This window comes from Afipia sp. GW822-FHT04G07, from assembly GCF_058800765.1.
Genome location: NZ_JBXAMP010000001.1, coordinates 836,655 through 854,298, shown reverse-complemented (window position 1 = coordinate 854,298; position 17,644 = coordinate 836,655). Strand labels below are relative to the sequence as shown.

24 protein-coding genes are annotated in these 17,644 nt (G+C 60.3%); 19 read left to right on the top strand and 5 right to left on the bottom strand.

Annotated features, from left to right (window positions below):
• Nucleotides 1-260: 260 nt before the first annotated feature.
• The 5 genes from AC1RKJ_RS04200 to AC1RKJ_RS04180 all read right to left on the bottom strand — a co-directional run bounded on the left by AC1RKJ_RS04200 (nt 261) and on the right by AC1RKJ_RS04180 (nt 2,011).
• Nucleotides 261-401 carry a hypothetical protein gene (locus AC1RKJ_RS04200; protein WP_492789779.1) on the bottom strand — a complete coding sequence of 47 codons (141 nt, stop codon included), beginning with the start codon at nt 399-401 and terminating at the stop codon, nt 261-263.
• A gap of 69 nt (nt 402-470) precedes the next feature.
• Nucleotides 471-596: a hypothetical protein gene (locus tag AC1RKJ_RS04195; RefSeq protein ID WP_492789778.1), complete on the bottom strand. Its 126-nt coding sequence runs from the start codon at nt 594-596 to the stop codon at nt 471-473.
• Between the two features lie 195 nt (nt 597-791).
• Nucleotides 792-1,148, bottom strand: a complete 357-nt coding sequence (locus AC1RKJ_RS04190; protein ID WP_492789777.1) for a hypothetical protein — start codon at nt 1,146-1,148, stop codon at nt 792-794.
• Between the two features lie 49 nt (nt 1,149-1,197).
• Nucleotides 1,198-1,776 carry a hypothetical protein gene (locus AC1RKJ_RS04185; protein ID WP_492789776.1) on the bottom strand — a complete coding sequence of 193 codons (579 nt, stop codon included), beginning with the start codon at nt 1,774-1,776 and terminating at the stop codon, nt 1,198-1,200.
• A gap of 1 nt (nt 1,777) precedes the next feature.
• Complete coding sequence (locus AC1RKJ_RS04180; RefSeq protein ID WP_492789774.1) at nt 1,778-2,011, bottom strand: hypothetical protein; 234 nt, start codon at nt 2,009-2,011, stop codon at nt 1,778-1,780.
• A 201-nt stretch (nt 2,012-2,212) separates the two neighbouring features.
• Here AC1RKJ_RS04180 and AC1RKJ_RS04175 point away from each other — a divergent pair, with 201 nt between their 5' ends.
• From AC1RKJ_RS04175 to AC1RKJ_RS04085, 19 genes are all read left to right on the top strand, one after another.
• Nucleotides 2,213-2,656, top strand: coding sequence for a hypothetical protein (locus AC1RKJ_RS04175; protein WP_492789772.1), 444 nt, complete (start codon nt 2,213-2,215; stop codon nt 2,654-2,656).
• Nucleotides 2,657-3,066: 410 nt separating this feature from the next.
• Nucleotides 3,067-3,333: an Acb2/Tad1 domain-containing protein gene (locus AC1RKJ_RS04170; RefSeq protein ID WP_492789770.1), complete on the top strand. Its 267-nt coding sequence runs from the start codon at nt 3,067-3,069 to the stop codon at nt 3,331-3,333.
• A 196-nt stretch (nt 3,334-3,529) separates the two neighbouring features.
• Nucleotides 3,530-4,156, top strand: a complete 627-nt coding sequence (locus AC1RKJ_RS04165) for a hypothetical protein (RefSeq protein ID WP_492789768.1) — start codon at nt 3,530-3,532, stop codon at nt 4,154-4,156.
• Between the two features lie 11 nt (nt 4,157-4,167).
• Complete coding sequence (locus AC1RKJ_RS04160) at nt 4,168-4,512, top strand: hypothetical protein (protein WP_492789766.1); 345 nt, start codon at nt 4,168-4,170, stop codon at nt 4,510-4,512.
• The gene (locus AC1RKJ_RS04155; protein ID WP_492789764.1) at nt 4,513-4,953 is read left to right on the top strand and encodes a hypothetical protein; all 441 of its coding nucleotides are present in this window, start codon (nt 4,513-4,515) and stop codon (nt 4,951-4,953) included.
• A complete protein-coding gene (locus AC1RKJ_RS04150) occupies nt 4,950-5,636 on the top strand; it encodes an SPRY domain-containing protein (RefSeq protein WP_492789762.1) in 687 nt (228 codons plus the stop codon). The genes AC1RKJ_RS04155 and AC1RKJ_RS04150 overlap by 4 nt, the downstream gene beginning before the upstream one ends.
• A gap of 12 nt (nt 5,637-5,648) precedes the next feature.
• Complete coding sequence (locus tag AC1RKJ_RS04145) at nt 5,649-6,878, top strand: hypothetical protein (protein WP_492789761.1); 1,230 nt, start codon at nt 5,649-5,651, stop codon at nt 6,876-6,878.
• 7 nt (nt 6,879-6,885) lie between these two features.
• Nucleotides 6,886-7,461 carry a hypothetical protein gene (locus AC1RKJ_RS04140; RefSeq protein ID WP_492789759.1) on the top strand — a complete coding sequence of 192 codons (576 nt, stop codon included), beginning with the start codon at nt 6,886-6,888 and terminating at the stop codon, nt 7,459-7,461.
• 46 nt (nt 7,462-7,507) lie between these two features.
• Nucleotides 7,508-8,404 carry a hypothetical protein gene (locus AC1RKJ_RS04135; RefSeq protein ID WP_492789757.1) on the top strand — a complete coding sequence of 299 codons (897 nt, stop codon included), beginning with the start codon at nt 7,508-7,510 and terminating at the stop codon, nt 8,402-8,404.
• A complete protein-coding gene (locus tag AC1RKJ_RS04130) occupies nt 8,401-8,907 on the top strand; it encodes a hypothetical protein (RefSeq protein WP_492789755.1) in 507 nt (168 codons plus the stop codon). Before AC1RKJ_RS04135 ends, AC1RKJ_RS04130 begins: the two co-directional genes overlap by 4 nt.
• The gene (locus AC1RKJ_RS04125) at nt 8,894-9,037 is read left to right on the top strand and encodes a hypothetical protein (protein ID WP_492789753.1); all 144 of its coding nucleotides are present in this window, start codon (nt 8,894-8,896) and stop codon (nt 9,035-9,037) included. Before AC1RKJ_RS04130 ends, AC1RKJ_RS04125 begins: the two co-directional genes overlap by 14 nt.
• Nucleotides 9,034-9,417, top strand: a complete 384-nt coding sequence (locus AC1RKJ_RS04120) for a hypothetical protein (RefSeq protein ID WP_492789752.1) — start codon at nt 9,034-9,036, stop codon at nt 9,415-9,417. Before AC1RKJ_RS04125 ends, AC1RKJ_RS04120 begins: the two co-directional genes overlap by 4 nt.
• On the top strand, nt 9,417-11,060 hold the full coding sequence (gene terL, locus AC1RKJ_RS04115; protein WP_492789750.1) for a phage terminase large subunit: 1,644 nt from the start codon (nt 9,417-9,419) through the stop codon (nt 11,058-11,060). Before AC1RKJ_RS04120 ends, terL begins: the two co-directional genes overlap by 1 nt.
• Nucleotides 11,061-13,319: a hypothetical protein gene (locus AC1RKJ_RS04110; protein WP_492789748.1), complete on the top strand. Its 2,259-nt coding sequence runs from the start codon at nt 11,061-11,063 to the stop codon at nt 13,317-13,319.
• 73 nt (nt 13,320-13,392) lie between these two features.
• Nucleotides 13,393-14,391 carry a hypothetical protein gene (locus AC1RKJ_RS04105; RefSeq protein ID WP_492789747.1) on the top strand — a complete coding sequence of 333 codons (999 nt, stop codon included), beginning with the start codon at nt 13,393-13,395 and terminating at the stop codon, nt 14,389-14,391.
• A gap of 18 nt (nt 14,392-14,409) precedes the next feature.
• Complete coding sequence (locus AC1RKJ_RS04100; protein ID WP_492789745.1) at nt 14,410-15,489, top strand: phage major capsid protein; 1,080 nt, start codon at nt 14,410-14,412, stop codon at nt 15,487-15,489.
• A 90-nt stretch (nt 15,490-15,579) separates the two neighbouring features.
• Complete coding sequence (locus tag AC1RKJ_RS04095) at nt 15,580-16,257, top strand: hypothetical protein (protein ID WP_492789743.1); 678 nt, start codon at nt 15,580-15,582, stop codon at nt 16,255-16,257.
• A 67-nt stretch (nt 16,258-16,324) separates the two neighbouring features.
• Nucleotides 16,325-16,924, top strand: a complete 600-nt coding sequence (locus tag AC1RKJ_RS04090) for a hypothetical protein (protein WP_492789740.1) — start codon at nt 16,325-16,327, stop codon at nt 16,922-16,924.
• 11 nt (nt 16,925-16,935) lie between these two features.
• Entirely contained in the window at nt 16,936-17,643 is a 708-nt protein-coding gene (locus AC1RKJ_RS04085) for a phage adaptor protein (protein WP_492789737.1), read from the top strand.
• Nucleotide 17,644 lies beyond the last annotated feature (1 nt).

Here is a 17,644-nt window from a genome sequence, read left to right as displayed (position 1 = left end):
CGTCGATCTGCACAAAGTGCACCAAAGTCCCCTGTAACCCATTGAAATCATTGCACCGAAGTGATTTTGCACCAAAGTGCATCGAAGTGCTTCAATGTCTAATGTTTTCAACGTTTTACGGTGCATCAAAGTGTTGCACCAAAGTGGCACCCCTAAAGGGGCAGTCGCCGCTATCGCGCGGGCGACGTCAACTGCCCCGCGGGGCTTGGGGTCGACGACCGAAAAGACAAAAGCAAGGCCGAAGGAAAAGGTATGTCAGTCTACAGGCGCCAGGCGAGCAACACGACGGCGACGACACACGACGCGGCGATGATCGACAGCAGGACGTTTGCAAGGCGCTGGCGTTCCTGCATCGTATCGAGGCGGTCTTTCAGGTTCAGGTGTTGCAGCAAGTCTGACATGGGGCACCACGCAAAAGGGCGCCGCAGTCCGGGCGCCCTTGTCGCATAGCATACCTTTTGAGTGTCCGCCTATATGGGCGGGCGAAGTTCCGGCTTGCGGTCTCGAACGAGGGCGCCGCAGCAAAGGCCGAATAGGCGGGCAGGAACCGTCAGCAGGAAGAATACGCCGCAGACGAGCAGGATGATGACGATCATGGCGTGGCCTCGAAGCGGTAACGGCTACGCTTCCGGATAACGCACACGCCTTCGAGCGTCTTTCCGTCGCTCGTGCGAACGATCTGCCAAGCGTCGTTTCCCGTCGGAGTTAGCGTAATCGAGGTACCACAGTAGAAGTCGACGATCGCGCCACGAATGCTGTCTAGCGTTGGTGCTGATGAAAGCAGCGGCATATCACACCGCCTGATAGACGCGATAACCCGCGTCTTCGATTTGGCGATCCCATGAACGACCGCAGTCAACGACGCGCTTGAACGCGTCGACGCGGGTAAGCAAATGATCGGTGTCGCTGTAAACGCCGCGTTTGATTTTCCAGATCGCTTCGAGCACGGCCGCTGAAGTCTTGTCGTATCCGCCACCGCCAGCGGACCCGCGCGTCATGGGGCCACCGAAAACGTGGACGTAGGCGTAGAGCCGCAAGTTGAATTTTATCGCGACTGACGCGACGCGATTGCCGAGCTTGTCGACAACAACGAAGGCTGAGACGTTCGGGGAGGATGCTTTGTGCTGGTCGTAGACGTCGCGGGGCATGGGTTCTGTCTTTCGTTGGTCAGGAACGGATTGCGGTATTTGATACAGACTAGGCAAAAACGTTTTCAAGCTGCGGGTATTTCACGGCAGCCGGCTTTGCGGCTGCGAGCGTTGTGTCCTCGCGAGGTTCGCGGAAAGCCGCGATTGCGGCGCGAGTTTTAAATAGCATCTGGCGCGCGGCTTCTTTCGCCTCGCCAATTTTCGCGGGGCGTGATCGGAACTGTCCTGGCTCTTTGACGCCTTGCGCAATCGGCAACATCGCGTCATGAATTTCGGCGAGCGCGGCTAACAGGGCTTCGACGCGCGCAGCGTCGGACGCGTTCGCGCTGCGCAGGACACCTTCGGCGAGACCTTCGGCAAAGGCCTCTTCGCGGATTTCCTCGCGTTCGTCGTCGAACTCGTTTTTGGCGTCCTGTTTGCCCTCTTCGATGCCGGCGAGCCGGCCCTCTTCGCGGGCGTCCGCTTCGGCCTCGTTAATGCGTTCGTCGATTTCGTCTTCGGTCGGCCCTGTCGCTAAACAGACGATTTCGTCTTCGACCTTCCGGCGCAGGCCTAACGCCAATGTCGGCAACAAGCGCGCGACGGTGCGGCCTTCGAAAGCTATTTCGTCGTCGTGGATATCGAACATGTCAGTTCCCCTTCGTTCGCGCGATATCGGCGCGCATGTTAATCCTGTCGTCAATTCCGCGGCGCACTTCGTTCAGGATGAAATAGCCAGGCACCGAAAACCAATCCCATCCCGGGTAGTCGGCATCCGGTTTCGCTCGGATCACTTTCAAAGCTTTCGCCATTGTCCGAATGCTAACCATACGACCGCTTGGCGTTTTGAAGGCTTTGGGGTAAGGGCTGCGGCCTGCGGGCATCGTTTCAATCTCCGTGAATGTATGTCACTTGTATGCTATCGTATCACAGACAGTCAAGCGACAAAATACAAAATCTTGAAAATAATTCAGGGCGCGCTAAAGTGCTGAAAAGCCGGGTATTCAAACCGGAGCTAATTGTTTGCGGCTCGGTACAGAATAGAAAATTCAGATATGCGAACTCGTAAGGGGGCTTTGACGCCTATGGAACGCCAGTTTGCGGGCAAGTTCGCTGTTTCGGGCGACCGAGCCTATTCGGCCGCGCATTATTCGCACCCGGCGCAGGCCGCGGCGAAGCTGCTCGGCAACGGCGATGTGCAGAACGAAATCAGGCGCCAGGCGCGCCACAAGCTGCAAACCGAAGGCGCCGAGATTGGCGTCGACGTGCTGATTACGATTGCGAAAGACAAGCTGCAGCCAGGCGGAACGCGCGTGCGCGCGGCCGAAGCACTTGTGAAGCATTCAGGCATCAGCGGCGTCGACACACTCGACGAAGAGGATCTCGCGGGCATGAAACCGGGCGAGCTCGACGCGTTGCTCGACAAGGCGCGGCGCGAGCTGGCGCTGCGCGCCCAGGGTGCGAAGACGATCGAGCACGCGCCAGCGATCGTGCTCGACCAGCCGGCAGAGCAGGGCGTTTTCGACTGATCGCGCGCAGGCTGCGCCCAAACACCATCATGATGACCAGCGTTTGTAGGCAAGAGAAGATTATACGGCATAGTGTGCGCGCCGGTTTGGGGGCGCCGCGGCCTGGTCAGAGATCGGACCTGGCCCCCGGGGCACGGTTTCGGGCAGCAAACGGATACGGCGTCGGACGCTCATAGAAATTTGCGCCCCAAAAACCTTTCCGGACAAATTGTCCTGTCGGTCTCACCGACGCCACGGGTGATTTCCTTCACGCGCGAACACCGCCCTAAAAGCCCGCCACTGCTGAACGGCGTGATGATTTCCTCGTATGCACGTCACCGCCGGCAGGGCCGCGCTTGACGTGTATCGCAAAAACGGCATACAACGCGATACACCGTGATCCACATTGACCCCCGCAAAGGATTTGAGCCATGCCGAAGTTCCGCAAGAAGCACGAAGGCCTGCCCGTCGCAGGCTACAAATCGCAAAGCGAGGCCAACGTCGCGGCCGTCAACGCGAACAAGGCGACGGAAGAGCGGCTGCTGCGCACGCTCGACGCGATGAAGGATGATCGCAACGTCGATCAGCGTTGGCTCGCCATCGCGCGCACGAACCTTGAAGCGGGCTTCATGGCGCTTAACCGCTCGATCTTCCGTCCGGGTCGCGTTCAGTTGCCCGAAGATCACGACGCGGCCTGACGATGGCCGACGCTCCGGTAAAACTTCGGCGGGCACGATGGGACGCGCTCGTCTCGCACTACGCGGCGGAAGGCAAGTTCGAAGACGAGCCTGCCGAAGTTGTCGTGCCAGCCGGGTCGCCGGCCAAGGTCCACGGGATTTTGTATCTCCCGGCGACATACGTTCTTGACGAACGAGATACACGCGCCTAGTTTGTTTGCGTGCGTCGAAGTCGCCTTCAACGCTGCCCTCCTTGGGCGTTTCCTCCCTAGACTTCGGCCACCGAATTACCCTCGGTGGCCTTTTTCTTGCTTTTGTTCCGATTGTCCTGCTATGTATCCCGCCATTCGAGACAACGGGCGGGCTGGCATTGGCGTATCCGGACCTTTACGACGTCACCTACAGCTACACGGGCTTTCAGCAGTCCCAAGGCGATAACTCGTTCCCGGGGACGCAGCTCGACAGCGATCTCGCGGGGCTTGACGCGTCGATCGCGAACATCGAAGCGTTTATCGAGCAGTGCTTTCGTTCCGACTATGTCCTGAAGGTCGGGGCGCTACCCACCAGCGCAGACTTTCAAGGCTACATCGACGCCGCCGCAGCTTCGGCCCTCGCGGCGCAAGTCAGCGCCGATGCTTCGGCCGCTTCGGCATTGGCTGCAGCTTCGTATCAGGTTCAGTTTTTCAATTACATCGCTTCGGTTTCCGGCCTCGCCATGCAGGCGCAGAACGCTGTGAAGCGGGCGAAGAAAGCAGCAGCGGCAGCAGCGCAGAGCGCCATTGACGCCGCGGCAGCCGCCGCACCCGACGATCAAATCGCCATGAAGGCGCAAGTTTTCAACTGAGGATCTGAACCATGTCGACCATTACAAAAGTTATCCCGTCGGGCTCGACTGACGGCGCGCCGATCAAAGTCGTGGCGACCGCAACGGCCGGCACGCTCTTTCACACGGCCGCAGTATCGCCCGCGATCGACGAAATCTACATGTACCTGACGAACACGTCGGCCTCGGACGTCGAAGCGACGATCGAGTTCGGCGGCGTCGCTGCGCCAGACAATCAGGTGAAGATCGTTGTCCCGGCGAAGGACACCGTTCTCGCGATCCCGGGCGTCCCGCTGACGAACGCGAAGGTCGCTCGCGTCTTCGCCGGCTCGGCGAACGTCGTCAACATGTTCGGCTACGTCAACCGGATCACCTAAATGCTGCACCGGATACCCGGCACCGTTAAGAAGATCGCAAGCGTTTCGGCGATTGCGTTCGCTGGTGGCGCCATGTCGCCCGGGTCTTTCCTGCGCCGAGTGCCCGGTGCGCTGATGGCGCGCGGGCGGCAACTGCTCACCGGCGGGTTTAACGCCGTCAGCTATGATCTTGGCACCGTGACGACGGGTACGACCACGATCAACGGGCTTAACGGCGCCAAGCAGCACATGACGAACAACGGCGCGTCGACGCTGGCGCCGCCGACGATCGAGACGACGGTCGAGCTTGAAGTTACGAACGGTGCTTCTGCGGGCGCGTTTACGACGTCCGGATTTACGAAAGTCGACGGCTCGCACGTCACAACGAACGGGTACAAATTTCTGTTCTATGTGACGAAGTCGAAGAACTATTCGTATCTCAGCATTACGCCGCTGCAATGATCGAGCTTCCACCCCTACCGAAACTGTGGCTGCCGACGAAGCCTGCAATCGTGCGCGCCGCGTCGATAAAGGAAGTTGAGGCAACTTTCCCGTTCGCAATGCGACCGACGAGGCGCGAGGTCGACGTCACGTGGGATCCTGCCAACAAGAACGCGTCCATTACGCTCTCCAACAGCAACTACGATGCGGTTGGCACGTCCACGTTGCAATGTCTGCGGGCGACCAAAGGCATATCGGGATCGCAGAAGGGCTACTTTGAGATCGTAATTGTCACGCCGGTAGCGAACGGCGACCGTATCGGAACGATCAACCATTCGACTTATACAAACTTCATGACATCCACGTCTCAGGCTGGAGGATTTCGGCCAGAGGTGTCATCGTTCGTGACTACTGGATTGACCGGCAATGCGGTTACGGACATCGGAGGTTCATCGACGGCCAACGATGTTATCATGTGCGCGGTTGATATGGGTGCGGGACGTCTTTGGATAGGTCGGAACAACACATGGTTCAATTCGGGCAATCCTGCGGCCGGCACGGGCTATCAATATAGCGGGCTCACCGGCACGCATTATCCCGCAACTGGCTTTGTGAGTTCGACCGAGAAGTATCGAATTCGGGGTAACTCCAGCAACATCACCTACGCGCCGCCAACCGGCTTCACAGTTATTGGCGCACTTTAAGGATAAAGAGCGATGGCCGATCCCGCACCATATGAGGTCGACTACAGCTTCTCCGGCTTTCAGGCGAACGCACCGACGACGCCGCTGCCAGGGCCGAAGCTCGACGACGAGCTCGCGAACATCGCGACGGCCATTCAGCAGCTTGTCAATTCGGTAAAAGACGTTCGCCGCGCTGACGGCGCGCTGCAAAACGAAAGCGTCACATACGAGAGCCTTTCGCCAGCGCTTCAGTTAACGTTCGACCCGACGAACGGCGAGGCGGTCGCTGACGCAGTAGCCGACGCCCAACAAGCGGCCATCGACGCCGCGGCGTCGCTTGTCTCAACACTCGCCGCCGCGCTCGCCGCACAGACCAGCGCGAGCGAAGCTGCAGCGTCGGCGTCTAGCGTTAACTTGGCGCTGTATTTGCCGAAAGCGGGCAATCTCGCCGGCATCGGCAGCAAGGATAGTGCGCGCGGCAATATCGACGCGCCGAAGGTTGACGGGTCGGATATCACCGGACGGCTCGCGACACTGACGGGTGCGACCGTCACTGACTTTAATACCGTGCTCGAAAGCGGTTGGTCGGCGGGCAACAACGCAGCGAATGCGCCGACGGCAACCGGCTATTGGCTCGTGCAGACGATGGCTTATAGCGCGCTGTGGGTGACGCAGTTCGCGTACAATTTCATGTCAGCATCGACGAGCAACAAGGCCGTGACACCTATGCGCCGGCACTCTTACAGCAATGCTGGAGTGATCGCGTGGCAGCCGTGGGAGAGCATGGCGCCGGCGGAAGTCGGTTCGTCAATCGTGGTCAACGGCACCAGCGCGCCGGTTGGGTATGTTAAGGAAAACGGCGCACTGCTGAACCGCGTTTCGTTTCCGGCGTTATGGGACTACGCGAACAATTCGGGCAACATTGTCAGCGAGGCATCGTGGTCGGGTGGCAATTCGGGTGCGTTTTCCACCGGCGACCTGTCGACAACGTTTCGCGTGCCAGACAGCCGCGGTGAGTTCTGGCGTGGCTACGATGACAGCCGCGGCGTTGACAGCGGCCGTGTGCTTGGCGCGCGGCAGGCGGATTTGTTGAAGGATCATATTCACAGCTACAACATTGCGAACTATGTTCCGACTTATGGCAACGGCTCGACGGGCGGCTCGAACACGACTGTAGGTTCGTCGACAGGCGGCGTCACGTCGGGTGGCGGCACCGAGACGCGCCCGCGCAACATCGCGAAGCTCGTCTGCATCAAATACTGAGGCGGTCATGAAAATATGGAACTATCACCCCGACACGAAAGAACTGCTCGGCGAAGCGGTGGCGGACGCAAACCCGATGGAAGAGGGGCAGTTTATCTTCCCTGCTTACTCGGCCACGATCGAGCCGCCCGATCGGGAAGACGGCCACGCGATCGTTTGGAACGACGGCTACTGGACCAGTGAGGTCGATCACCGCGGGCAAAAATGGTGGCCCGTCGGCACGCCGTACAATGACGGCCAGTTCGTTATCGTCGACTTTATCGGCGATCCGGCGCTTCGTACTGTTCGTATCGACGACGTCGATTACCGTTTGACCAGCGTCGAGCCGCCCGAGCGCCCCGCACCGCCGGCGCCGCCGATTTCAGTCTCGCCCGCGCAGATCCGGATCGCTCTTACAAGACTTGGCCTGCGCGCCGACGTCGAAGCCTATGTCGCCGGCTCGGACGATCAGGACGTGAAGGACATGTGGCAGTTCGCAACCAGCTTCGACCGAAATAACGCCATGATCGCTGCGGCGGCCGACCACCTGGGGAAAACCGCCGAAGAGATCGACGCGCTCTTCGCGCTGGCGCAAAGCGTGTGATTTCTGTATGAAATGACGCAGGACGACGCCAGACAAGGCCGACGACATGAGCAACCGGGTTAGCGCGACAGTCTCCGACCAAGAACTGAACGCGATGATACAGATCGAGAGCGCCGGCAAACCGGACGCTCGCGCGTCGACGTCGAGCGCTTCAGGGCTCGGCCAGCATTTGAACGCGACCTGGCTCGGCCTCGTGAAAAAGTACCGTCCGGAGTGGCAGAAGGGCCGCGACCGCACCGCCGTTCTCAATCTGCGGTTCAAGGCGTCGTTCTCGATCGAAATGCTCGCGCGCTTGGCCGAAGAGAGCCGCGCCGCGATCCCGGGTTGTGCTGCCGGCGATCTGTATCTTGCGCATTTCCTCGGCGTAGCCGACGCGCGCAAGTTCTTCCGTGCCGATCCGAACACGCCGTCAGCCTCGCTCGTCAGCGCTGAAGTCGTGGCCGCGAACCGCAGTATCTTCGCCGCGAATAAGACCGCAGGCGCGATCCGCGCATGGGCGGCGCGCAAGATGGCGCAGCCGCCGAAAGAGGATTGGGTCCGCAAGTTTTACACTGGCGAACAGCCGGCGCCCGTGGCGAAGCCGAAGCCTGTTGACGATGACGTGCGCGGTCGCAAGATCGAACAGCCGCTCCCGCCTGAAGAGCCGGAAGACGAGCCCGAAGTCGAGCGCGCCGATCCCGTGCCGCCCGTCACGCCGGCGCCGACCGAGACCCAAATTCAACCGAAACCGCGCGAAGGTTTTTTCGAGTGGGTGCAGCGTAAGGCGAAGACTGTCGTTAGCGGGGTGACGGGTGTTATCGGCGGCGGTGGCCTTCTGACCTACATAACCGATTGGCGGTATCTCGCGGTAATCGTTGCCGGCCTGATTATCGGCTGCAGCATCGCTTACGCTTTCTGGCTGCTCACGCAGCGCAAGAAGCCGAAGCCGGTTCCTCCGCTATGAACTGGCTGTCGACCGCGATCGGCATTGTCAGCGGCCTCGGTGTCGCCGGCCTGATCGCGCTTGTGCTCGTCGCGCCAGCGATGGCGCTGACGATCTGGAAAGCCCTGTCGTCGGGCTTCATGTGGCTGTTCAAGACCCGGCTCGGTTTCGGCCTTGTTGTCGGCGTCGCAGTGTTCTTCGGGACGAGTTGGTATCAGGACGGCGTGAGCCAGGCGCGTTTCGAGAAGCAGACGGCCGAGTTTAAGGCGGCACAGGCGAAGCGCGACGCGGATATCGCGAAAGACACCGAGCAGTATGTGCGCAAGGAAATCGCCGACGAGTTCATGGCGGAACAGGACGCGAAAAATGAATTGGCAGCGTTTAACAAGAGCCTCGATCCTGCTGGCGTGTGTCGCGTCGGCGCCGATGCTCCAAGGCTGCGCCAGTTATGGCGAGTTGGCGGTACAGATCACAAACGAGTGCGACAAGCTCCGAAGCAAGGGGGCGGCGTTGCCCGACGTTGACGACGACAGCGACTACCGCACGCTCGCCAGTGAAGCCGGCGTTCGCGCGATCGACATTCAACGCAAGAGCGACCGGCACGCGGCCTGCGTCCAGCGTGTGATCGACGCATTCGCGAGGGCAGGGCGTTGAGCGATCTGAACACTCAAATGCTTGTGAACATGTCGACGCAGCTCGCCGAGTTGCAGAGAGGCATGGGCAGCGTAAACGCGCAGCTTGCGGCCGGCGCGAAACAGATGGAAGAGCAGAAGCAAACGCTCGACATGCTCGACCACCGCACGGGCACTACCGAGAACAAGGTCGTGAAGATCGACCAGGCGCTTAATCCGGATGATGAACCGAGCCTGTTGAAACGCGTGGCGAACCTCGAAACGTTCAACGGAAAGATCGGCGTAATCATCACCTTCGGGTCGATCATCCTGTGGGGCGTCGCGTACTTCATCTGGAATACGCTTAACTGGATTTGGTCACACCTCGACGTGAAGGCCATTATCAAGGGGCTCTGGAACTGATGGCGCGAGCGACTGCCATAAACCCCAAGACAGGGAAGCGGAACGATTTCGTCGATCCGCGGCAGGACGACCGCGACACGCACGCGCTGAAGAGCACGATCGCTGTTCTGGAACGAGCACAGATAATCGCGAGGGCGCGCGACAGCTTGTTGACGTATACGCGGTTCACGATGCCGCACCCGACGGCGCCGAACGACGTCAAGCTGTCGAGCTACGAAGAGGCGCTGTTTCACGTCTCGGTCGCCGAAGCACTCGAAGCGGTCGAGCGCGGCGAGATCCCGCAGCTCATTTTCTGTATGCCGCCGCGGCACGGCAAGACCGAACTGGCGACGAAGCGCATGGCCGCCTGGTGCAGCGGCCGGCACCCGGATTGGGACATTGTCGTCGCGTCGTATTCCGACACGATGGCCGAAGACATGGGCGCGGACACGCGAGCTATTCTCGCGTCGCCGCAGCATAAACAGGTTTTCCCGACCTATAAGCTGCGCCGCGGCGGCAACGCCAAGGCAAACATTCAGACCGATCGAGGCGGGCGTCTCGTGTTTGTCGGTCGCGGCGGCGCACTGACGGGCCGCGGAATGCACATCGGCCTCGGCGACGATCTGTTCAAGGATCACGAAGAGGCGCGGTCGCCGGCGATCCGCGACCAGGCGTGGAACTGGTTCACCAAGGTGTTCATGACACGGCGCATGGGCCGCAAGCTCGTCATTCTGACGATGACGCGCTGGCACGCCGACGACGTGATCGGCCGTATCACCGACCCGGCGAACCCACACTACAACGCGATCGAAGCAAAGAAGTGGAAGATCATCAATCTGCCAGGCATGGCCGAGGAAGACGATCCGCTCGGCCGCAAAGTCGGCGAGGCGCTTTGGCCGAACGGCCCCGGCAAATACGACGAAGAGTTTTTGCGCAGTCAGCAGCGCCTCGACCCGATGGGTTTTGCGGCGCTGTATCAGCAGCGGCCAAGCGTGGCCGACGGAACGCTGTTCCTGCGTGAGAACATGCAATTCTACAAGGACGAGGATCTGCCGAAAGAGTTGCGCATTTATGCGGCTTCGGATCACGCCGTTGGCCTGACGCAACGCAACGACCCGAGCCTGCTGATCGTCGTGGGCGTCGATCGGCAGAGCAACATTTACGTGCTTGAAGCGTACTGGCGCCGGCAGCCGACCGATATCGTCGTCGAGCAAATGCTTGTTATGGCGCGCGAGCGAAAGCCGCTGCTGTGGTGGGCGGGCAAGGACCACATTTCGAAGTCGATCGGGCCGTTCCTGCGCAAGCGAATGTTAGAGACCGAAACGTGGATCAACATTCGGGAAGTCGTCGCGACGACCGACAAGGTCACACGCGCGCAGTCGATCGCCGCACGTCATGCAATGGGCAAGGTGTTTTTACCGAAGGGCGCGATCTGGACGCAGCGCGCAGTCGACGAACTGCTCGCATTTCCAAACGGGCTGCACGACGAGTGGCCCGACACCCTGGCGCTGATCGGGCAGGGGCTCGGCAGTCAGCACAAGCCGGGTAAAACGGCCGAAGAGCGCGCGAAGAAAGAAGCACCATACGGCACGCTCGCGTGGATGAAGCAGCAGGACAAGGCCGCGCAGCAGCGCAAAGACGAAGTAATGGCGGGGGGTTTCTAAATGTCTTTGCTCGATGGCAATCTGCCGGCGCCGGCGGTTCTGACGAACGAGGTTCCTGACGATCCGGAAATGCCCGGTCTCGCCGATACCGCGAAGCCCGAGGACGAAGTCGTTCCGGAAGACGTCAAAAAGCTCGTCGGAAAAATCCAGCGGACGATCAAAGCGGACAAGGAAAAGTACGGCAAGGCGTTTAAGCGCATGAAGCGCGACATGTTCGTTGCGACATGGGGCCGGGAAGAGAGCTGGTCGGAGAGCAACTACAAGGCGAACATCGCGGGGCGACACGTCAAACAGAAGACGGCGACCCTGTACGCGAAGAACCCGAAGGCGACCGCGAAGCGCGCGGAACGCCTCGACTTCGCTGTGTGGGACGAAGACCCGCAATCGATCGCGCTTGCGCAGCAGACGGTGCAGGCTGGTCAGATACTCGAACAGCAACACAACGCAAAGCAGCGAGAAATGATGGCGTCCGTCGCGCAAAACGCGATCACGGCGCCGATCATGTTCGGACACAACGGCGGCCCCCCGATCGGTCCTGAACCGTATCAGCCGCCGCCAGAAGTGCAGCTTGCGCAGGAAGTGCTCGCCGATTTTCAGCAGGGTATGGAGCGCCGCAAGCTGATTGCCAAGGTCGGCAAAACGATGGAAATCCTGTTCGCGAAGGCGCTCGCCGAGCAGAAGCCAGTCAATTTCAAGATGGGCGCGAAGCAACTTGTCCGCCGCACCTGTACGACGGGCGTTGGATATGTCGAGCTCGGTTTTCAGCGCGAGTACGGCCCGCGCCCGGGCATGACCGAGCGACTGGCCGACGCCAAGGCGCGCCTCGACCATCTGCGCGTGCTCGCCGAGGACGTGAAGTCAGGCGAGATCGAGAGCGACGACGCGGAAATGGCGGAACTGAACGCCTCGATTGCCGCGCTTGAAGCCGAGCCGGAAATTCTGGTTCGGGAAGGCCTGATTTTCGACTATCCGCGATCGACGAAAGTCATTCCGGATCGTCTCTGCAAGACGCTTGTCGGCTTTGTCGGCGCTCGTCATCTGACGATCGAATACGAATACACGCTCGACGAGGTCCGAGAACTGTTCGACGTCGATCTGTCGAAGTGCGCAAACTACACGTCGGACGGCAAGGCTTATGGCGAGGTCGCCGGCGACATGCTCGACGAGGACGGCGACACTGTTTCGTCGCGTTACACGAAGGGCACCGGCCTGGTCCGCGTGTGGAAGCACTACGACAAGCCAAGCGGCCTTGTTTATTACGTCGCCGACGGGCACGACAATTTTCTGCGCGAGCCGGCAGCGCCCGACGTCTTCGTCGAAGATTTCTGGCCTGTGTACGCTCTGACGTTCAACGAAGTCGAAAGCGAAGACGAACTGTTTCCGCCGTCTGACGTGCATCTGCTGCTCGACATGCAGAAAGAGCATAACCGTTCGCGGCAGAGCAAGCGAGAGCACCGGGAGGCGCGCCGGCCGCGCTGGTTCTATCCGAACGGCGTCGTCGACGAAGATGATATTGACCGCATTACGAAGGTGAAGCCGTTTGACGCGATCGGCCTCAACATCGACGCGGCGACCGACATGTCGAAGGTGTTTCAGGCTTTCCCCGTACCCGGCGTCGACCCGAACCTGTACGACACCGGCGAGAGCTTCGGCGACGCGCAGCTTGTCGTCGGGGCGCAGGAAGCGCAGCTCGGCGGCACGTCTTCGTCAAGCGCGACCGAGAGCGCCATCGCCGCCGGCAGCACGCAGACGGCCGACGGTTCGAGTGTCGACGATCTCGACGGGTTCATGACGGTGCTTGCCAGGTCGTCGGGCCAAATCCTGCTTCGGGAAATGTCCGAAGAGAAGGTGAAAGAGGTTGTCGGTCCCGGGGCGGTGTGGCCGCACATGTCGCTCGCCGATATCGCCGACGAACTGTTTCTTGAGATCGAAGCCGGCTCAATGGGCAAGCCGAACCAGGCGATCGAAATCAAGAATTGGAAGGAAATGCTGCCGCTATTGATCCAGATGGGCAGCATCAAACCGATGTGGCTCGCGAAGGAAACGCTGCGCAGGCTCGACGACAAGATGGACCTGACGGACGCCGTCGCCGAAGGCATTCCCTCGATCGCGGCCATGAACCAGAACAAGCAGCCTGGCGCCGCCGGGGCGGTCAACGATCCGAGCGCGCAGGGGGCCGAGGGCGCGAATAACGCCCCCGGGGGGCCGTCGGTCGTACAGCCAGGGAGTGAGGCGCCAATGGGGAATAACCGCGTTTAGGCTTGTTTGTATCAAATAACTTGTGACAATGACGAACAAAGTGTAATTCTCACCTCGCAACATAGGGAAACTTATGACCATCGCAGACTACGACGAAGAACTGCCGGCCTCGTCGACCGGCGAAACCCTGGACGCCGCGATCATCGAGCCGAATGGCGACGTTGACGCAGACGCGAGCTCGTCCGCCGCGACCGACGTAACCGATGAAGGTTCGCTCGGTGTTGTCCGTGACGTCGTCAAGGATCGCACCGAACCCGACGCGGCGGCCTCGTCAGCCGATGGCGCAGAAGGCGGCGTTGATGCCGACGGAAAGCCACTCCCAAAGGAACAGGACAACGAAAACTATCTCGACGTCCCGTTCCATAAGCACCCACGTTTTCAGGCCCTAATCACCGAGCGAAACGGGCTTCGGGAAGACGCTGGACGGTATCAGAACGTTCAGAAGTATCTCGAAGACAACGGTCTCTCGGCTGGCGAAGCTGCCAACGCCCTTCACACCTTCGCTCGCGCGAAGGTCGATCCGGCCGGCGCCTTCGCCGAATTGAAGCCGTGGCTGCAAGAACTCTTGGTCGCCGCGGGCGAAGTTCTGCCCGAGGATCTGAGAGCGCGTGTCGAGAAGGGCGAAATGTCCAACGAGACCGCACAGGAACTCAGTCGCGAACGTGCGAAATCGAAATCGCACGAGACACGTCAGAGTTTCGATCAGCAGCGCAATGAACGTGCTTCGACGACACAGCTCGTCAACGACATGGTCAAAACCGCTTCTGATTGGGAGAGCGATCGTCGCGTTAAAGACCCGAACTTCGAAGCCAAGCACCCCGCGATCATGCGCGAGATTGCTTATCTTCAGATGCAAGAAGGCAGGCCGAAGGACGCCGCAGGCGTTCGTGAGCAACTTAAAAAGGCTTACGACAACGTCAACAAGACGTTCGTCAAACCGGCACCAGCCCAACAGCAGCGAAGGCCAGCGATCAAGCCTGTCATGAGCGGACAAACGAACGGGCACGCCCGCGAATTGCCGAAGAACCCTTCGACGTTGGATATCGTCAAGGCCAATCGGCGTCAGGGCTAAGATCAGGGTCTAACGACAATGGCATTCACTGCTGACGAAATTGCAAATATCAACAACTCGGCGCTCGAATACTATATCGACAAGGGTAAGGTTTGGGCGCAGAACATCGCGAACAAGCCCATGCTCGCCGCGTTCAACGCGGCCGCCGGTAAGTTCAACGGCGGCAAGGATTACGTGTCCTTCGGCGTCAAGGCCGGTCAGGGCGGCGGTTCGCTGGCTGGCTACAGCGGCGACGATCAGCTCAACTACTACAACCCGACCGGCACGAAGCGCGCTCGCTTCCCTTGGAAAGAGCACTTCATCGGTATTCAGGTCACGCATACCGAACTGAAGATCGACGGCATCAACGTCATTGAAGATGGCTCCGATCAAAGCACGTCTGAAATGGACGGCCGCGAAGAGCATGTTCTCGCGAACTTGCTCGACGAGAAGATGGACGATCTCGGCGAGGACTACGCTTACAGCCTCGATCGGCTTATCCATCTTGACGGGTCGGCCGACGCAAAGGGCCTCGCGGGTATCGCTTCGATCATCCTTGAAGCTCCGTCGCTCGGCTCCACCGGCGGTCTGTCTCGTGTGGCAAACCCCTTCTGGCGTAACCGTGCGGCGACTGTCGCGAACGGCGTCGCTGGCGGCCAGGGCGTCATCACCAGCAACACCGCTAGCGGCGGCGCCCTGATCGAGTTTCTCGAAAAGGAATGGCTGCAGCTTTCGAAGTACCGGAAGGGGACCACGAAGTACAAAATCTTCGCGGGCTCCGACTTCATCGCCGCCTACCGCAAGGAAATGCGCGCGAACGGCTACTACACCATGAACGGGCTGAAGGGTTCGGTCGACGGTTCGCAGGGGCCGGTTGAGTGGAAGGGCAACCCGATCGAGTGGGATCCGACGCTCGACGATCTCGGACTGTCGAAGCGTTGCTACGTTATCGACATGAGCAAGACCGGCGTTCGGCTGCTGTACATGGACGGCAACCGCATGAAAAAGCATAACCCGGCGCGGCCTTACGACCGCATGGTTATGTACAACGGCCTTTCGATGACTGGCGTTTTGGTTGCGAAGCAGCTCAACACGTCTGCGGTGTACGATATCGCATAAGACTACGTGATACGGCGGGCGCCTCGGCGCCCGCGCGCACTTCAGGCTCTAGCGCTCTTCGTTCTCAAATTTCTTCTTGGAGAAGATCAAATGGCTCAGGTTAAAAACCGTTCCGCCCGCGTCGAGGCGGTGCTTGCCGCGCCGGTTATCGACACCGGCACCTTCGATATCGCGTATCCAACCGGCACGTCGCAAAGCTCGTTCGACAGCGGGCTCGCCGGCACCGGCTCGTATGTCATGTTGAATGACAACGACAAGTGGACACAGGCCGCCGGAAAGATCGGTTTGTCTTTCGGCGCTTCGCTTATCACCGTCACGAACAGCTCTGGCTACACTTGGCCGGCCGGAACGCGCGTTGCGCTTAACGTCGATCAGCGCGACGGCAACGACGTCGTCCTGATCCAGATCCCGGTCGATCTCGTGTCGGTCACTGGTGCGATCGACGTCGTCACCGACTACCGCCCCGGCGTCGCCGGAACGATCGAGAGCTTCGATCTTTTGATGACGAAGCCAGTCACGACCGGCGCGAAGCTCGCGAGCTTCAATCTTGAGATCGGCACGACCAACGTCACCGGCGGTGTGATCGCCGCGACGTCGGCCAACGCCACGCCGCTCGGCAAGGTAATCGCCGGCTCGGCAATCACCGGCAACAACGTTCTCACCCCGGAAAGCAAGCTGTCGATCGAAGCGTCGGCCGTTACCGCTTTTTCGGAAGGGCAGGGCGTGTTCATGATCCGCGTTCGCAAGGACCCGATCGCCAACGACTAACCCGAAATGAGAGCGGGGCTTCGGCCCCGTTTTCACTTCCGCAGCAACACTGACCCAGGAGAACACAATGCAGATCGCGAATGTTGAATTGTCGCTCGGCGGCGACCACGGAAACACCATTATGAAATTCGGCGTCACCGCCGCAGAGATCGCCGTGCTTCGCGCGATCCACGGCGACGAGAGCGTGCGTGAAGTTGAGCCCGCGGGCGACGTCAAGCGCTCGAACCGCGAAGAACGCTCGCGTCTGGTCAATATTTACGGCGGCGCCAAGGACGCGTCGCAGAACAAGATCGTCGAGGGCATGTTCCCCGGCGTTGCGGCTCGCGTGTTCGAAACGCTCGAAGAACTCGAACTCGACGACAGCTTCTTCAAGGCGACGGGTCGTCTCACCGCGAACTCAGAAGTCGCGCGGGGCAAACCGCCCACGATCGCGGAATGGGTCGCAGCAGGCTATAGCGCTGCTAACTACCCGCCAAGTGGCTACCCGTCAGTCAGCACGCAAGAAGAGATCGACGCGGCGGTTGAAGCTGAAAAGGCGAAGCAGTCCGCACCGGCGGCGTTCGACGCGTCTGTCACCGACGAGCAGCCCGAAGCAACGGAAGACGATGACGGCGTCGGCGAGGAAATCAACGACGACGTCGCTAAAGGCGGGAACGTTCTCTCGTAAGGATTAGGTCTATGGCGCGCGGTGTAACGCTGGTTAAACTGCTGGACGAACTGCGCGCCAAGACCAAGACGTCGCTCAATCCGGCGCACAACGCCGCCATGCGCGACAAGCAGCTTCTTGTCCTTCAGAGCACGCAGCAGTGGCTTTGGGACGATTTCACCTGGCCGCATTTGCGCGTTTGGCGGAATTACCGCCTTCAGAACGGACAGCATCTTTACGACGTCGGCGCCGACTTCGATATCGATCGTATCGAGAAGATCGAAGTCAAGAACGGCGGTCGCTGGCTGCCGCTTACCGCGGGCATTGAAGCGGCGCACTACGGCGTCTACGACACCGAGCTCGACCAGCGCGCGTCGCCGGCGCGCCGTTGGCGGATCGCTGAAGACGAACAGGTCGAGATATGGCCGATCCCTGACGTCGACGGCGTTGTCGCAACGCTCGAAGACCACATCAAAGTGACCGGCATTCGCAAGCTGCGCCCGCTGGTAGCGGACAGCGATCGAGCGGACTTGGACGATCAACTTATCTATCTATACGCCGCCGCCGAAACACTCGGCGCGTCGGTGGACGGCAAGATTTTGCTCAATCTGGCAAACAAGCGCCTCGCGAAGCTGAAGGGCAACTTGACGCCGCGCCGCACGTTCCGGTTCGCCGGCATCGGAAAATCCGAGCCGCCGCGCCGCTTGTCTGTATCCGCGTTCCGACCGCCGAGCGTCTGAC

What these genes read in the sequence shown, in the direction of transcription:
- AC1RKJ_RS04105 (WP_492789747.1), top strand. Translation starts at nt 13,393, where the DNA reads ATGACCATCGCAGACTACGACGAAGAACTGCCGGCCTCGTCGACCGGC.
- AC1RKJ_RS04160 (WP_492789766.1), top strand. Translation starts at nt 4,168, where the DNA reads ATGTCGACCATTACAAAAGTTATCCCGTCGGGCTCGACTGACGGCGCG.
- AC1RKJ_RS04200 (WP_492789779.1), bottom strand. Translation starts at nt 401, where the DNA reads ATGTCAGACTTGCTGCAACACCTGAACCTGAAAGACCGCCTCGATACG.
- AC1RKJ_RS04170 (WP_492789770.1), top strand. Translation starts at nt 3,067, where the DNA reads ATGCCGAAGTTCCGCAAGAAGCACGAAGGCCTGCCCGTCGCAGGCTAC.
- AC1RKJ_RS04155 (WP_492789764.1), top strand. Translation starts at nt 4,513, where the DNA reads ATGCTGCACCGGATACCCGGCACCGTTAAGAAGATCGCAAGCGTTTCG.
- AC1RKJ_RS04150 (WP_492789762.1), top strand. Translation starts at nt 4,950, where the DNA reads ATGATCGAGCTTCCACCCCTACCGAAACTGTGGCTGCCGACGAAGCCT.
- AC1RKJ_RS04090 (WP_492789740.1), top strand. Translation starts at nt 16,325, where the DNA reads ATGCAGATCGCGAATGTTGAATTGTCGCTCGGCGGCGACCACGGAAAC.
- AC1RKJ_RS04135 (WP_492789757.1), top strand. Translation starts at nt 7,508, where the DNA reads ATGAGCAACCGGGTTAGCGCGACAGTCTCCGACCAAGAACTGAACGCG.
- AC1RKJ_RS04110 (WP_492789748.1), top strand. Translation starts at nt 11,061, where the DNA reads ATGTCTTTGCTCGATGGCAATCTGCCGGCGCCGGCGGTTCTGACGAAC.
- terL (WP_492789750.1), top strand. Translation starts at nt 9,417, where the DNA reads ATGGCGCGAGCGACTGCCATAAACCCCAAGACAGGGAAGCGGAACGAT.
- AC1RKJ_RS04185 (WP_492789776.1), bottom strand. Translation starts at nt 1,776, where the DNA reads ATGTTCGATATCCACGACGACGAAATAGCTTTCGAAGGCCGCACCGTC.
- AC1RKJ_RS04145 (WP_492789761.1), top strand. Translation starts at nt 5,649, where the DNA reads ATGGCCGATCCCGCACCATATGAGGTCGACTACAGCTTCTCCGGCTTT.
- AC1RKJ_RS04175 (WP_492789772.1), top strand. Translation starts at nt 2,213, where the DNA reads ATGGAACGCCAGTTTGCGGGCAAGTTCGCTGTTTCGGGCGACCGAGCC.
- AC1RKJ_RS04180 (WP_492789774.1), bottom strand. Translation starts at nt 2,011, where the DNA reads ATGCCCGCAGGCCGCAGCCCTTACCCCAAAGCCTTCAAAACGCCAAGC.
- AC1RKJ_RS04095 (WP_492789743.1), top strand. Translation starts at nt 15,580, where the DNA reads ATGGCTCAGGTTAAAAACCGTTCCGCCCGCGTCGAGGCGGTGCTTGCC.
- AC1RKJ_RS04140 (WP_492789759.1), top strand. Translation starts at nt 6,886, where the DNA reads ATGAAAATATGGAACTATCACCCCGACACGAAAGAACTGCTCGGCGAA.
- AC1RKJ_RS04195 (WP_492789778.1), bottom strand. Translation starts at nt 596, where the DNA reads ATGATCGTCATCATCCTGCTCGTCTGCGGCGTATTCTTCCTGCTGACG.
- AC1RKJ_RS04130 (WP_492789755.1), top strand. Translation starts at nt 8,401, where the DNA reads ATGAACTGGCTGTCGACCGCGATCGGCATTGTCAGCGGCCTCGGTGTC.
- AC1RKJ_RS04100 (WP_492789745.1), top strand. Translation starts at nt 14,410, where the DNA reads ATGGCATTCACTGCTGACGAAATTGCAAATATCAACAACTCGGCGCTC.
- AC1RKJ_RS04190 (WP_492789777.1), bottom strand. Translation starts at nt 1,148, where the DNA reads ATGCCCCGCGACGTCTACGACCAGCACAAAGCATCCTCCCCGAACGTC.
- AC1RKJ_RS04085 (WP_492789737.1), top strand. Translation starts at nt 16,936, where the DNA reads ATGGCGCGCGGTGTAACGCTGGTTAAACTGCTGGACGAACTGCGCGCC.